Origin of the sequence: uncultured Brevundimonas sp. (genome assembly GCF_937863155.1) — a bacterium.
Taxonomy (GTDB): domain Bacteria; phylum Pseudomonadota; class Alphaproteobacteria; order Caulobacterales; family Caulobacteraceae; genus Brevundimonas.
Genome location: NZ_CALMFB010000074.1, coordinates 15,689 through 29,233, shown reverse-complemented (window position 1 = coordinate 29,233; position 13,545 = coordinate 15,689). Strand labels below are relative to the sequence as shown.

Sequence of the window (13,545 nt, the reverse complement as noted above, 5' to 3'; positions counted from 1 at the left end):
CGTCAGCCCCTATCTGAGGGCGTATGACCGTCTCCGTCACCCCGCCCCCTATCCTCGAAACGTCTGGCGTCGACCCCGACCAGGCCCTGGACGTGCTTCAGGCCGCCCTGGCCGGCGCCGACGACGGCGAACTGTTTCTGGAGAAGACCGAGAGCGAGAGCCTGGTCTTCGACGACGGCCGGCTGAAGAGCGCCGCCTATGATGCGGTCGAGGGGTTCGGCCTGCGCGTGGTGGCGGGCGAGACCGCCGGCTACGCCCACGCCAATGAGATTTCGGTCGCGGCCATGCAGCGCGCCGCCGACGCCGCCGCCCTGGCCAAGGCCGGCCATGCGGGCGTGACCGCCGAGGCGCCCCACGCGACCAATCAGAAACTGTACGAGCCGGTCGATCCCCTGGCGGCGCCCGCCTTCGCCGACAAGATCGCCCTGCTGTCCGAAATGGACGCCTGGGCGCGCGCCCGCGATCCGCGCGTGGTCCAGGTCTCGGCCTCTCTGGTGGGCGAACGACGGGCCATCGAGATCCTGCGCGCCGATGGACGGCGGGTGCAGGACGTGCGCCCCCTGGTGCGTCTGAACGTCTCGGTCACGGTGGAAAAGGACGGCCGGCGCGAATCGGCCTCGGCCGGGGCCGGGGGCCGCGCGGGCTTCGAGACCTGGATCGCGCCCGACCGCTGGCAGGGCCAGATCGACGAGGCGCTGCGCCAGGCGCTGATCAATCTGGACGCCGTCGACTGTCCGGCCGGTGAGATGGACGTGGTCCTGGGCGCCGGCTGGCCCGGCGTGCTGCTGCATGAAGCGGTCGGCCACGGCTTCGAGGGCGACTTCCACCGCAAGGGCAGCTCGGTCTTCAGCGGACGGATGGGCCAGCGGGTGGCCGCGCCGGGCGTCACCGTGGTCGATGACGGCTCCATCGCCGGGCGTCGCGGCTCGCTGACCATCGACGACGAGGGCACGCCCACCGGCCGCACCGTGCTGATCGAGGACGGCATCATGGTCGGGCTGATGCACGACCGGCTGAGCGCGCGGCAACTGGGCGCCGCGGCCACCGGCAACGGGCGGCGCCAGTCGTTCGCCCACATGCCCATGCCACGCATGACCAACACCTTCATGGAGGGCGGCCGCGACAGCCAGGCTGACATGATCGCCAGCACCAAGCGCGGCCTCTACGCCGCCAATTTCGGCGGCGGCCAGGTGGACATCACCAATGGGAAGTTCGTCTTCCAGTGCACCGAGGCCTATCTGATCGAGGACGGCCGGATCACCGCCCCGGTGCGCGGCGCCACCCTGATCGGCGACGGGGCCACGGCCCTGACCAACATCAGCATGATCGGCGACGACTTCGCCTTCGATCCCGGCGTCGGCGTGTGCGGCAAGGCGGGCCAGGGCGTGCCGGTCGGCATCGGCCAGCCGTCGCTGAAGATCGGCGGCCTGACCGTGGGCGGCACGGCGGTCTGACCTCGCCTTAGTTTTCCGGTGCGGCCTTCCATTCGGGGCCGTCGATCTGGAAGCCGGCGGCCTCCAGCCGGTCGAGCACCCCGCCCGGTTCCGCCAGCAGCCGCAGCGGCGCCACCGCCAGGGTCACGCCCGTCTCGTTCAGGGCGCCGTCGATCGCCTCGACCCACAGGCCGTTCAGCTGCGGCCCGATCGCCGGATCGCCATAGGGCCAGCATTGGAACAGCGCCCGGTCCAGAGGCGACGCCGTCACCTCGGCCACGCGCCAGCGGCGCCACGCCTCGGCCCGCGCGCGGAAGCCCTCTGGCCCCACCTCGGCCGCCGCGATGGCGGCCCGAACGCAAGGGGCATAGGCGGCCGGCGGCTGGGCGATCAGGGATTCGATGATTTCGTCCCCGCGCACGAAGCCGATGGATTGCGACGGGATGCGGGCCTTGCGCGCCGCCCGCCGCACCGCATCGCCCGCCAGCCGGTCGCCGCGCCGATAGCCTGCCCGATCCTTCAGCAGGTCGAAGCTCAGCATCACCGGGCTGGCGCGGCGCCAGGTCTGGCTGCGTTCGGACGCCATCACCGCCTCCAGCCGGGCGAAGTCTTCGGCGCCCAGATAGTCGGCGTGGCCGACGCCTTCGGGCAGCGATCCAATGGTGCGGATGCGCCAGATCAGCCGCAGGATGTCGCCGCCCGACACCCGCCCGACCGGGGCCGTCATCACCCGCTGCGCCTGCATCGTGGCGGCCTCCAGCGCATCGGGCCGCCAGTCCAGATCGTCCGGCGCCCCCATCAGTTCGCCGACCAGCAGCAGGGTCGCATCGCCGCGCGTGATCTCCCACATCGGCGCGCCCGAGCGCCGGGCCGTGACGATCACATCCTCGACCGAGGCCGCCGGCGCCGGATCCTCCGCGAGCGTCTGCGCGCGCGCGGGGATGGCCGCAACCGTTACAACAAGCAGCACGCCGGCCAGTACAGTCTTCATCATCGTCATGATCGGCAATCACCTATTGAACTGTGGCGAAATCTGGTCTGCCGCAGCCGAAGCATTACAGTTTGCACAGTCTGTGTCTGAAATTTAATCGACCTAACCGACTTGTAACAAGACTTCGCATCCCCCGACGCCTTTGCTGGCGACACAAGGGGAGTCCACATGAACACCGTCCGGTTCGCCACCGCCGGGGCCGTTTCGGCCCTGATCTTCGCCGCCGCCCATCCCGCCATGGCCCAGCAGTCCGCCCCCGCGCCGGTGGCCGACGCGGCCCAGCGCGGCGTGCTGATCTTCACGCCCGACTTCTTCGCCGACCAGCGGCCGAACACGGCCCACGACATGGTCAATCGCGTGCCGGGCTTCTCGACCCAGGATGGCGACGGCAGCCGGGGCTTTGAAGGCGCGGTCGGGAACATCCTGATCAACGGCGCCCGTCCGGCATCCAAGAACGACACCGGCTCGTCGGTGCTGTCGCGCACCCTGGCCAGCCAGGTCGAACGGATCGAGCTGATCCGCGGCGGCGCTCCGGGCATCGACATGCAGGGCTACGCCGTGGTCGTGAACGTGATCCTGAAACGCGAGAACACGCGCCAGTCGGTGCTCAGCATGAACGCCACCCTGTTCAACGGCGGCCCGGACCTGTTCGGCGGCTCGTACCAGTTCTCGGCCCGCGACGGCGACCGCACCTGGGGCTTCACCCTGAGCGACGGCATCAGCAGCGACGACGGCAACGGGGTGGGCCGGGTGCGGCGCATCGACGGCGCCGGCGCCGTTCTGCGTGACGAGGCGCTGCGTACCGAAGGCTACGGCGGCAGCAACGGCCTGCGCGGCAACTATTCATCGCCCTTCATGGGCGGCAAGCTGGACCTGACCGGCCGCATCGGCCGCGGCGACTGGCACAATGTCACCGAACAGATGGCGCCGGACATCCTGCGCTACAGCACCTACGACAACGAGAACATCAATGGCGAGGTCGGCGTGGTCTTCACCCGCCCCATGGCCCAGGGCGTGACGCTGGAGACGCGTTTCATCCACACGGCGGCCGACTTCGACAACACCTCCCTGTCGAACGGCTTCATCGGCGCGACGGTCAGTCCCGAACAGGTGTTCACCGCCGAGGGCCTGGAATCCGAGACCATTCTGCGCGCCCTGACGCGGTGGGAGCATTCGCCCAAGGTCACCCTCGAGACCGGCGGCGAGATCGCCTACAACCTGCTGGACGTGACCCAGGCGTTCAGCGTCGATGGAACCGCCATTCCCTTGCCCTCGGCGACCGTCAAGGTCGAGGAGACGCGCGGCGAGGTGTTCGGTCGCGGCACCTGGCGCATCCACCCCGATCTGACGCTGGAAGGCGGGGTGCGGATCGAGGCGTCGAACATCCGTCAGTCCGGCGACGCCAGCCAGGAAAAGAGCTTCGTCTTCGCCAAGCCGCGCCTGCTGGCCACCTGGACGCCGATCCCGTCGCACCAGATCCGGCTGCGCATCGAACGCGAGGTGGGCCAGTTGGATTTCGGCGACTTCGCCGCCTCGGCCGATCTGGATTCCGAAACCCTGTACGGCGGCAATGTCGATCTGGAGCCGGAATCCCGCTGGATCGGCGAGATCACCTATGAGCGACGGTTCTGGGGCGAGGGTGTCTTCTCGGTCGGCTATCGTCGCGACACGGTCAGCAACTATATCGACGTCATCCCGCTGAAGGACGGCCTGTCGGCTACCGGAAACATCGGCGACGGCTGGTACGAACAGTTCTCGGTCAATCTGGTGATCCCGGCCGACCGGATCGGTTTCACCGGCGGACGGTTCAGCTTCCGCAACAACTGGATCGACACCGAGGTCACCGACCCGACCACCGGCCTCAAGCGCAGCGTCACGGGACTGCGCGAAAGCCAGCCGAACTTCACCGTCACCCAGGACATCGCCAGCTGGAACATCCAGTGGGGGGCCACCATCCTGACCCGCCTGGGCCAGACCACGCACAACCCCGACTTCACCTCCAGTTGGCGCGCGGGCGGCGACTATTTCCAGGCCTATGTCGAATACAAGCCCAAGCCCGACCTGACCGTGCGGGTCCAGCTGACCGACTGGGACGACTTCAACTTCACGCGCATCGGCTATGCGAACCGCACGACCCGGCCCGTCGCCTATGTCGAGACGCGCAGCGTCAATCCGCGCACCTTCTGGAACGTGTCTCTGCGCAAGACCTTCTGACGGCCGGGCCGACGCCGGTTAAGGTTCCTTGCATCCTTGTAACTGGCGTCGTCGGCGCGGGTTCGGCATGGCTTCGGCGAACGGAGGGATGTCGCCGATGCGTCTGGGATTTCTGCTGGGCGGCGCGGCCGCTGTCGCCCTGATCTGCCCCGCCCTGGCGCAAGCGCAGTCCAGTGCGTCTGCGCCCGCCAACGAGGGCGCGGGCGTCATCGCCTATGAGCCCGCCTTCTTCGCCGACGCCCGGCCCGATACGGCGCTGGACATGCTGGCCCGCCTGCCCGGCTTCGTCATCGAATATGGCGACAGCGACACGCGCGGCTATGCCGGCGCCGGGGGCAATGTGCTGGTCGACGGCGCGCGGCCGGCGATCAAGAGCGAGGGGCTGGACGGCTATCTGCGGCGCATCTCGGCCCGGTCGGTGGCGCGCATCGACCTGATCCGCGGCGGGGCGCCGGGCGTGGACATGCAGGGCCGCGCCGTCGTGGCCAATGTCGTGCTGCACCGCGACGTCACCACCGAACGGGTGATCGAGTTCAGCCCCTATATCTACCCGGACGGCTATGTCGGCCCGCTGGTGCGCGCCCAGTATGCACGCCGCGCCGGCGACCATCAGGAAGAGATCGCCTTCAGCGCCACCTCGGACCAGAGGGTCGATCTGGTCGGCGACGGATTCCGCCGCCGTTATGACGCGAGCGGCGCCCTGATCCAGGACGCGCGGCTGGATCTGGACGACCTGTTTCGCAACATCAGCGTGACCGGCGCGGTGCTGCGCCCCTTCGCGGGCGGCAAGCTGCGCCTGAACGGACTGGCGGCCTGGGGCGAGAGCGAGAACGGACGGCGTCTGACCGTCCTGTCCGGTGTGGGCCAGAACGAACGCACGAACGAGGCGTCCGACGAGGTCAGCGGCGAGCTGGGCGTCAGCTGGACCCGGCCGCTGGGCCCGCGCACCGAGCTGGAGCTGACCGCCCTGCAACGCATCGAGCGTGAGGACGGGGCCTCGGTGCTGGACCGCACGGGCTTCACCTCGGTCTTCACCGCCGACGAGACCGAGGGCGAAAGCATCGCGCGCACGCTGGTGCGGTTCCGCCGCGACGACCGCTGGGCCTTCGAAGGCGGCGGCGAACTGGCCTACAACCTGCTGGACAGCGCCACCGCCTATGCCGAGAACGGCGTGGCCGTGCCCCTGCCTTCGGCCGCGGTCAAGGTCGAGGAGCTGCGGGGCGAAGTGTTCGGCCAGGCGACCTGGCGGCCCGATCCGCGCCTGACGCTGGAAGGCGCCCTGCGTGTCGAGGTGTCCGAGATCCGCCAGTCGGGCGACACCGACCGGTCCAAATCCTTCACCTATCCCAAGCCCCGACTGCTGCTGACCTGGACCCCGGCGGCGGGGCACCAGCTGCGTCTGCGTTATGAACGCGAGGTGGGCCAGCTGGATTTCGGCGACTTCGTCGCCTCGTCCGAGGTCAATCTGGGCCAGGTGACGGCGGGCAACCCCGATCTGGTCCCCGAGAAGATCGACACGATCGAAGCGGTCTATGAACGGCGTTTCTGGGACCAGGCCGTGCTGCAACTGACCGCCTCGCATGCGCGGATCAGCGACTTCATCGGCGTCATCCCCCTGGTGGGCGGGTTCGACGCGGTGGGCAACATCGGCGACGGCTCTGAAGACCTGTTCCAGGCGCGGCTGACCCTGCCGCTGGACCGGCTGGGCCTGAGCGGCGCCCGGCTTCAGGCGCGCGGCACCTGGACCTGGTCGCAAGTCACCGATCCCCTGACGGGCCAGGAGATCGAGTTCCCGGGCAACGACGGTTTCGGCTGCGGCGTCACCTTCACCCACGACCTTCAGGGCGGGCGCTGGAGCTATGGCGTCGATCACGGCTGCGATGACGACGGCGGCTACAACTATCGCACGCGCGAACTGCGCCGGTCGGACCAGACGCCGTTCGTGACCCTGCATGGCCAGTGGAAGCCGCGCGCCGACCTGACCGTGCGTCTGGAAGTCGGCAACGCCACGGTGCGGGTGCTGGGCCGCGACCGCTGGGTCTATTCGGGGCCGCGCAACACCGCGCCGCTGGTCTATCACGAGCGGCAGGAGACCAGCGCCTATCCCTGGTTCCAGCTGCAACTGCGCAAGACGCTCTGAGCCAGGGCGCCGGACGCGCGCCCACGACAGCGCATAAGGAAAGGGCGGCGTCCGGTGCGGACGCCGCCCTTGATCTTGCGAACCGGGCTTTTCAGCCCGTCCTCGGTCTTACCCCGCGGTCGAGGTGTTCGGCCGCGCGACGTTGCCGTCCTCGTGGCCGCCCTCGGTCACCAGCGGACCGTGGTCGTCGCTGCCGTGGGTCCACTTGCCGATCACGAAGCTGATCAGGATGAAGGCCACGCCGATGCCGACGCCCCACAGGCCGATCAGGTTGAAGGTATCCAGCGACCCCTGAAGCGCGGCTTCGGGATTGGTCACCTGGCCGCCCACGGTGTCGGCGCCGGCCCGTTTGGCGATCTCGCCGGCGATGAAGTGGGCGATGGCCGAGGCCATGAACCACACCGCCATCATGAAGCTGACGATCGAGGCGACCGACAGTTTGGTGATCTGCGACAGGCCCACCGGCGACAGGAACAGCTCGCCGGTCGTGTGCAGCAGGTACAGCATGGCCAAGAGGAACATCGGCGTGCGGAACGCCTCGCTCACCATGCCCGAGTTGACGCCCCACACCACGACCAGGAAGCCCAGGCCGACCTGCATGATCCCCAGGCCGAATTTGACCACCGGGTTCGGGTCCATCTTGCGCTGGCCCAGGAAGGCCCACAGGGCCGCGAACACCGGCGCAAAGATCAGGATGAAGCCGGCGTTGAACGACTGGGTCTGCGAGGCGGTCAGCGAGGTGTTGATCCAGCCCCACCAGTTGGAGGTGTCCAGACCGGCGGCGGCCACCTGGGCCGGCGAACCGATCGGCATGCCCAACAGGGTGTAGGCCTGGCTGGTGACGGCCAGATCCACGTTGCGCTCGGCGAACAGGTTCAGCGAAGACCCGGCCTGTTCGAACAGGGTGAAGAACACCGCCGAACCGAAGATCAGCACCATGGCCAGCATCATCCGCTCGCGCGCGATCTTGTCGCCCTTCAGCTTGAAGATGATGAACCAGGCGACGAAGGCCAGGGCGGCGATGGTCGACAGCAGCAGGCCCTGACCCACCAGTTCGTGATTGGGCACCACGAACCACAGGCCGCCCACGCCGACGAAGGCCAGGATGTAGATCAGCCATTCGCGGTTGATCGGGCCCAGCACCGGGCGGCGCATCAGCTCGGGGTTCGGGCTCTCGCCCTTGCCCTGCAACAGCGGCTTGCCGATGATGAAGACGATCAGGCCCGCCAGCATGCCGACGCCGGCCAGGCCGAAGCCCCAGCCCCAGCCATAGGTCTGGCCCAGGAAGCCGCACAGGATGGCGGCCCAGAACGAGCCCAGGTTGATGCCGTAATAGTAAAGGGTGAAGCCCGAATCCCGGCGCGGATCGCCCTGTTTGTACAGCTGGCCCACCAGGGTCGAGATGTTCGGCTTCAGGAAGCCCACGCCCATGATGATCAGCGACAGCGCCAGATAGAACCAGTTTTCGCCCGACGACTTCTGGGTCGTCAGCTGGATGTCCGCCGTGGTGGCGGTGGCCAGGGGCGAACCTTCCGGCAGGCCGGCGATGCTGATCGCGCCCTGGGCGTCGGTGGCGTAGTCATAGGCCGCGCCGTCGACGACCACCTGGGTCACCTTGGCGTCGGCGCGGTCCACCACCTGCACGGCGTAGGACTGATCGCCCACGCGCAGGGTCTGGGTCGCCGGATTGCCCTCGAACGCCATCAGGCCGTGGCCCAGCACCAGCAGGACGGCGCCGAAGGCGATGGCTTTGCGCGTGCCGATGTAGCGGTCCGCCACGATGCCGCCGATCAGCGGCAGCAGATACACCAGCGAGCCATAGGTGCCGTACTGGCCCGACGCCTTGTCGTCGTCGAACAGGAAATGCTGGGTCAGATAGAAGATCAGCAGGCCGCGCATGCCGTAGAACGAGAACCGTTCCCACATCTCGGCGAAGAAACAGGTGATCAGACCCTTGGGATGGTTCTTCAGGATCTGCATCAGGACAGGGAAACCTGTCGCCAGGGTGATAATGACCCCCAGCAGGATGACGATGTTCATATGATGCCTTTTTGCGTGTGCCGGGCCCCGTCAGCGACCTGAACCAGACGACTGGTCCGCGCATCCGCCTCCCCCGGCGATCAGGCGGATAGGACCACCACGGAACAGGCTTTACAAGTCGTAACCGTTGGTGATCGCGGTTCTGCCTGCGTTCGGGCCTTGCATCCGGGCGGCGGCTGCGACATTCGCCGGGCATGAAACGCGCCGCCGTCACCACCGTGGGCCTGGATGCCGACGACACCCTTTGGCACAATGAGACGATCTTTCGCCTGACCCACGCCCGGTTCGTGGACCTGCTGGACGACCACGGCGATCCCGAGACGATCGAGGCGCGCTTGGCCGAGACCGAGCGCCGCAACCTGCGCCTCTACGGCTATGGGGTGAAGGGCTTCACCCTGTCGATGATCGAGACGGCGATGGAGCTGTGCGACGGCGGCGCCCCGCCGGAAGTGGTGCGCGAGATCCTGGCCGCCGGGCGCGAGATGCTGGCCCATCCGGTCGAGACCCTGCCCGGCGTGGACGAGGCCCTGGCCGCCCTGTCGGAACGCTATCGCCTGGTGCTGGTGACCAAGGGCGACCTGATGGATCAGGAACGCAAGGTGGCGGCGTCCGGCCTGGGCGAACTGTTCGCGGCGGTCGAGATCGTGTCGGAAAAGGACCGCGCCACCTATGACCGCGTCTTCACCCGCCACGGCACCGGCCCGGATCAGGCCGTCATGGCCGGCAATTCGATGAAATCCGATGTCCTTCCGGCGCTGGAGGCCGGGGCTTGGGCGGTGCACATCCCCTATCACATCACCTGGGCCCACGAGCTGGCCGACGCCCCGGCCGGCCACCCCCGCTATGGCGCGCTGGAAGCCATCGCCGACCTGCCGGCCTGGATCGATGCGCGGGCGGACGGTTCGGCCCGATAATCGCTTGCTCCCGCCGCCCCGCGTCATTAGACGGGCCGCTTAGCCGACAAGCCGCCGGACCGCTGCGCCTCCCCGCGCCGGCCTTCGCGCGCGCCAGGGCCGGAAGGACCGCCGTGACCGACGCCGACGCCAGCCATGACGAACGCGACGCCATGATCCGCGCCGCCCTGGCGGAACACGGCGATTCCGGTGTCACGCCGCGCCATACGCTGTTCTATTTCTTCGGCGACGACGCGGCCCTGGGCGATCTGAACGAGGTGGCGCGACGCGCCGGATACCTGACGCGCGGCGGCGACGATTCTCTTATTCTGGAAACGACCATGGCGGTGGACGAAGCCGCCTTCGCCCCCGTTTCCGTCATGATGCAATCCTGGGCCGCGGCCTTCCAGCTGGACTACGACGGCTGGGAATGCGCGGTGGCGACGAACTGAAGGCCTGACCCATGCCCAAGCGCACAGACATCCAGTCCATCCTGATCATCGGGGCCGGCCCCATCGTCATCGGCCAGGCGTGCGAGTTCGACTATTCCGGCGTCCAGGCGTGCAAGGCGCTGAAAGCCGAGGGGTACCGGGTCATCCTGGTCAACTCGAACCCCGCCACCATCATGACCGACCCCGAGGTCGCGGACGCCACCTATATCGAGCCGATCACGCCCGAGGTGGTCGAAAAGATCATCGCCACGGAGAAGCCGGACGCCCTTCTGCCGACCATGGGCGGCCAGACGGCGCTGAACACGGCCCTGGCGCTGGAAAGCTCGGGCGCCCTGGCCCGGCACGGGGTCGAGATGATCGGCGCCCGCGCCGAGGTGATCGACAAGGCCGAGGATCGCCAGAAATTCCGCGACGCCATGGACAAGCTGGGCCTGGAATCGCCCCGCAGCCGCGCCGTCCACCACATCGACGAGGCCGAGGACGCGCTCAGCTTCGTCGGCCTGCCCGCCATCATCCGCCCCAGCTTCACCCTGGCCGGCACCGGCGGCGGCATCGCCTATAATGTCGAGGAGTTCCGCGAGATCGTGGAGCGCGGCCTGGACCTGTCGCCGACCACCGAGGTGCTGATCGAGGAATCGGTGCTGGGCTGGAAGGAATACGAGATGGAGGTGGTCCGCGACCGGGCGGACAACTGCATCATCATCTGCTCCATCGAGAATGTGGACCCGATGGGCGTCCACACCGGCGACAGCATCACCGTCGCCCCCGCCCTGACGCTGACCGACAAGGAATATCAGCGGATGCGGACCGGCTCGATCAACGTCCTGCGCGAGATCGGCGTCGAGACCGGCGGATCGAACGTCCAGTGGGCCATCAACCCCGCCGACGGCCGCATGGTGGTGATCGAGATGAATCCGCGCGTGTCGCGGTCGTCGGCCCTGGCGTCCAAGGCCACCGGCTTCCCCATCGCCAAGATCGCGGCCAAGCTGGCGGTCGGCTACACCCTGGATGAACTGACCAACGACATCACCCAGGTGACCCCGGCCTCGTTCGAGCCCAGCATCGACTATGTTGTCACCAAGATCCCGCGCTTCGCCTTCGAGAAATATCCGGGGTCGGAACCGCACCTGACCACCTCGATGAAGTCGGTGGGCGAGGTCATGGCCATCGGCCGCACCTTCCAGGAATCGATGCAGAAGGCCCTGCGCGGCCTTGAGACCGGCCTGTCGGGCTTCGACGAGATCGAGATCGAGGGCGTCGCCGGCGCCGAGGACGATGCGGGCGCCCGCGCCGCCGTGGTGCGCGCCCTGGGCCAGCCGACGCCCGACCGCATCCGCGTCATCGCCCAGGCCTTCCGCCACGGCCTGTCGGTCGAAGAGGTCGCCGCCGCCTGCGCCTACGAACCCTGGTTCCTGCGCCAGATCGCCGACGTGGTGCGCACCGAAGGCCACATCCGCGTGACCGGCCTGCCGACCGAGGCCGGCGACTTCCGCCGCCTGAAGGCCAAGGGCTTTTCGGATGCGCGCCTAGCCGCCCTGACCGGCGCGACCGAAAAGGCGGTGCGCAGCGCCCGCCGCGCCCTGGACGTCCGGCCCAGCTTCAAGCGCATCGACACCTGCGCGGCCGAGTTCGCCAGCGCCACCGCCTATATGTATTCGACCTATGAGACCGGCGCCCTGGGCCAGGCGCCCGAGTGCGAGGCCGAGCCGTCGGATCGCAGGAAGGCCGTCATCCTGGGCGGCGGGCCGAACCGCATCGGCCAGGGGATCGAGTTCGACTACTGCTGCTGCCACGCGGCCTTTGCGTTTGACGACATCGGCGTCGAGTCGATCATGGTCAACTGCAACCCCGAGACGGTGTCGACCGACTATGACACCTCGGACCGGCTGTATTTCGAGCCGCTGACGGCCGAGGACGTGCTGGAACTGATCGAGGTCGAGCGGTCCAAGGGCGAACTGATCGGCGCGGTGGTTCAGTTCGGCGGCCAGACCCCGCTGAAGCTGGCCCATGCCCTGCAGGAAGACGGCGTGCCGATCCTGGGCACCAGCGTCGACAGCATCGACCTGGCCGAGGACCGCGAGCGGTTCCAGCAGATGCTGAACGACATCGGCCTGATCCAGCCGCCGAACGGCCTGGCCCGCAGCGCCGAGGAAGCCGCGCAGAAGGCCGAGGAGGTCGGCTATCCGGTCGTGCTGCGCCCCTCCTACGTCCTGGGCGGCCGCGGCATGATGATCGTTCACGACCGCGAACAGCTGGACCGTTATGTTCACGAGGCCATGCGCGTCTCGGGCGACGATCCCGTGCTGATCGACCACTATCTGAACCGCGCCACCGAGGTGGACGTGGACGCCCTGTGCGACGACGAGACCGTCTTCGTCGCCGGTGTGCTGGAGCATATCGAGGAAGCCGGCGTCCACTCGGGCGACAGCGCCTGCTCGATGCCGCCCTATTCCCTGTCGGGCGAGACGGTGGCCGAGCTGATGCGCCAGACCGAGGCCATGGCGCGCGCCCTGAAGGTGCGCGGCCTGATGAACGTGCAGTTCGCCATCGAGGAGCCGCACTCGGCCGAACCGCGCATCTTCGTGCTGGAGGTCAATCCGCGCGCCAGCCGCACCGCCCCCTTCGTGGCCAAGACCATGGGCGCGCCCATCGCCGCCATCGCCGCCAAGGTCATGGCCGGCGTGCCCCTGGCGTCCTTCGGCCTGGAACAGCGCTGCTATGACCATATCGCGGTCAAGGAAGCGGTCTTCCCCTTCGCGCGCTTCGCCGGGGTGGACACCATTCTGGGGCCGGAAATGCGCTCGACCGGCGAGGTCATGGGCCTGGACTGGAAACGCGAGGGCGAGGCCGATCTGGCCCCCGCCTTCGCCCGCGCCTTCCTGAAGTCCCAGATCGGCGGCGGCACCACCCTGCCGTCGTCCGGCTGCGCCTTCGTGTCGGTGAAGGACAGCGACAAGCCCTTCATCCTTGAGGCCGCGCGCACCCTGCTGGCCCAAGGCTTCAGCCTGATCGCCACCGGCGGCACCCACGCCTATCTGGCCGAACAGGGGGTCGAGGTCGGCTTGGTGAAGAAGGTGCTGGAGGGCCGCCCCCACATCGTCGACGCCATGAAGAACGGCGAGGTCCAGCTGGTCATCAACACCACCGAGGGCAAGCAGTCGCTGCAGGACAGCTTCAGCCTGCGGCGCACGGCCCTGATGATGAAGATCCCCTATTACACCACCGCCGCCGGGGCGCTGGCGGCGGCGCAAGGCATCGCCGCCCTGCGCGCCGGCGATCTGGATGTCCGGCCGATCCAGGCCTACGGCTGAGGCGGCAGGCCTAGAGCGAAGATGCGGGTTCAGTCGATTCCGAGTGAACCGAAAAATGGTCTAGGCTTCCC

Annotated in this window: 8 protein-coding genes; 6 read left to right on the top strand and 2 right to left on the bottom strand. The window is 68.2% G+C overall.

What is annotated here, in order from left to right; genetic code table 11:
- The first annotated feature begins 23 nt into the window (after positions 1-23).
- Positions 24-1,454 (top strand): metalloprotease TldD, encoded by a 1,431-nt coding sequence (tldD, locus tag Q0581_RS14075; RefSeq protein ID WP_298701082.1) that lies wholly within the window; start codon positions 24-26, stop codon positions 1,452-1,454.
- 7 nt (positions 1,455-1,461) lie between these two features.
- Here the strand turns inward: tldD and Q0581_RS14070 are convergent, their stop codons facing one another.
- Positions 1,462-2,433: a TraB/GumN family protein gene (locus Q0581_RS14070; protein WP_298701081.1), complete on the bottom strand. Its 972-nt coding sequence runs from the start codon at positions 2,431-2,433 to the stop codon at positions 1,462-1,464.
- A gap of 159 nt (positions 2,434-2,592) precedes the next feature.
- Here Q0581_RS14070 and Q0581_RS14065 point away from each other — a divergent pair, with 159 nt between their 5' ends.
- Positions 2,593-4,638, top strand: coding sequence for a TonB-dependent receptor (locus Q0581_RS14065; RefSeq protein ID WP_298701080.1), 2,046 nt, complete (start codon positions 2,593-2,595; stop codon positions 4,636-4,638).
- A gap of 97 nt (positions 4,639-4,735) precedes the next feature.
- On the top strand, positions 4,736-6,778 hold the full coding sequence (locus Q0581_RS14060; RefSeq protein ID WP_298701079.1) for a TonB-dependent receptor: 2,043 nt from the start codon (positions 4,736-4,738) through the stop codon (positions 6,776-6,778).
- Between the two features lie 108 nt (positions 6,779-6,886).
- Here the strand turns inward: Q0581_RS14060 and Q0581_RS14055 are convergent, their stop codons facing one another.
- Positions 6,887-8,818: an oligopeptide:H+ symporter gene (locus tag Q0581_RS14055; RefSeq protein ID WP_298701078.1), complete on the bottom strand. Its 1,932-nt coding sequence runs from the start codon at positions 8,816-8,818 to the stop codon at positions 6,887-6,889.
- A 194-nt stretch (positions 8,819-9,012) separates the two neighbouring features.
- Here Q0581_RS14055 and Q0581_RS14050 point away from each other — a divergent pair, with 194 nt between their 5' ends.
- The 3 genes from Q0581_RS14050 (at position 9,013) to carB (ending at position 13,474) form a co-directional block, all read left to right on the top strand.
- Positions 9,013-9,732: an HAD family hydrolase gene (locus Q0581_RS14050; RefSeq protein WP_298701077.1), complete on the top strand. Its 720-nt coding sequence runs from the start codon at positions 9,013-9,015 to the stop codon at positions 9,730-9,732.
- Positions 9,733-9,845: 113 nt separating this feature from the next.
- Positions 9,846-10,163, top strand: coding sequence for a ribonuclease E inhibitor RraB (locus tag Q0581_RS14045; protein WP_298701076.1), 318 nt, complete (start codon positions 9,846-9,848; stop codon positions 10,161-10,163).
- An 11-nt stretch (positions 10,164-10,174) separates the two neighbouring features.
- On the top strand, positions 10,175-13,474 hold the full coding sequence (gene carB / locus Q0581_RS14040) for a carbamoyl-phosphate synthase large subunit (RefSeq protein ID WP_298701075.1): 3,300 nt from the start codon (positions 10,175-10,177) through the stop codon (positions 13,472-13,474).
- The last annotated feature ends 71 nt before the right edge of the window (positions 13,475-13,545 follow it).

What these genes read in the sequence shown, in the direction of transcription:
- Q0581_RS14050 (WP_298701077.1), top strand. Translation starts at nt 9,013, where the DNA reads ATGAAACGCGCCGCCGTCACCACCGTGGGCCTGGATGCCGACGACACC.
- Q0581_RS14065 (WP_298701080.1), top strand. Translation starts at nt 2,593, where the DNA reads ATGAACACCGTCCGGTTCGCCACCGCCGGGGCCGTTTCGGCCCTGATC.
- Q0581_RS14070 (WP_298701081.1), bottom strand. Translation starts at nt 2,433, where the DNA reads ATGACGATGATGAAGACTGTACTGGCCGGCGTGCTGCTTGTTGTAACG.
- Q0581_RS14060 (WP_298701079.1), top strand. Translation starts at nt 4,736, where the DNA reads ATGCGTCTGGGATTTCTGCTGGGCGGCGCGGCCGCTGTCGCCCTGATC.
- Q0581_RS14055 (WP_298701078.1), bottom strand. Translation starts at nt 8,818, where the DNA reads ATGAACATCGTCATCCTGCTGGGGGTCATTATCACCCTGGCGACAGGT.
- carB (WP_298701075.1), top strand. Translation starts at nt 10,175, where the DNA reads ATGCCCAAGCGCACAGACATCCAGTCCATCCTGATCATCGGGGCCGGC.
- tldD (WP_298701082.1), top strand. Translation starts at nt 24, where the DNA reads ATGACCGTCTCCGTCACCCCGCCCCCTATCCTCGAAACGTCTGGCGTC.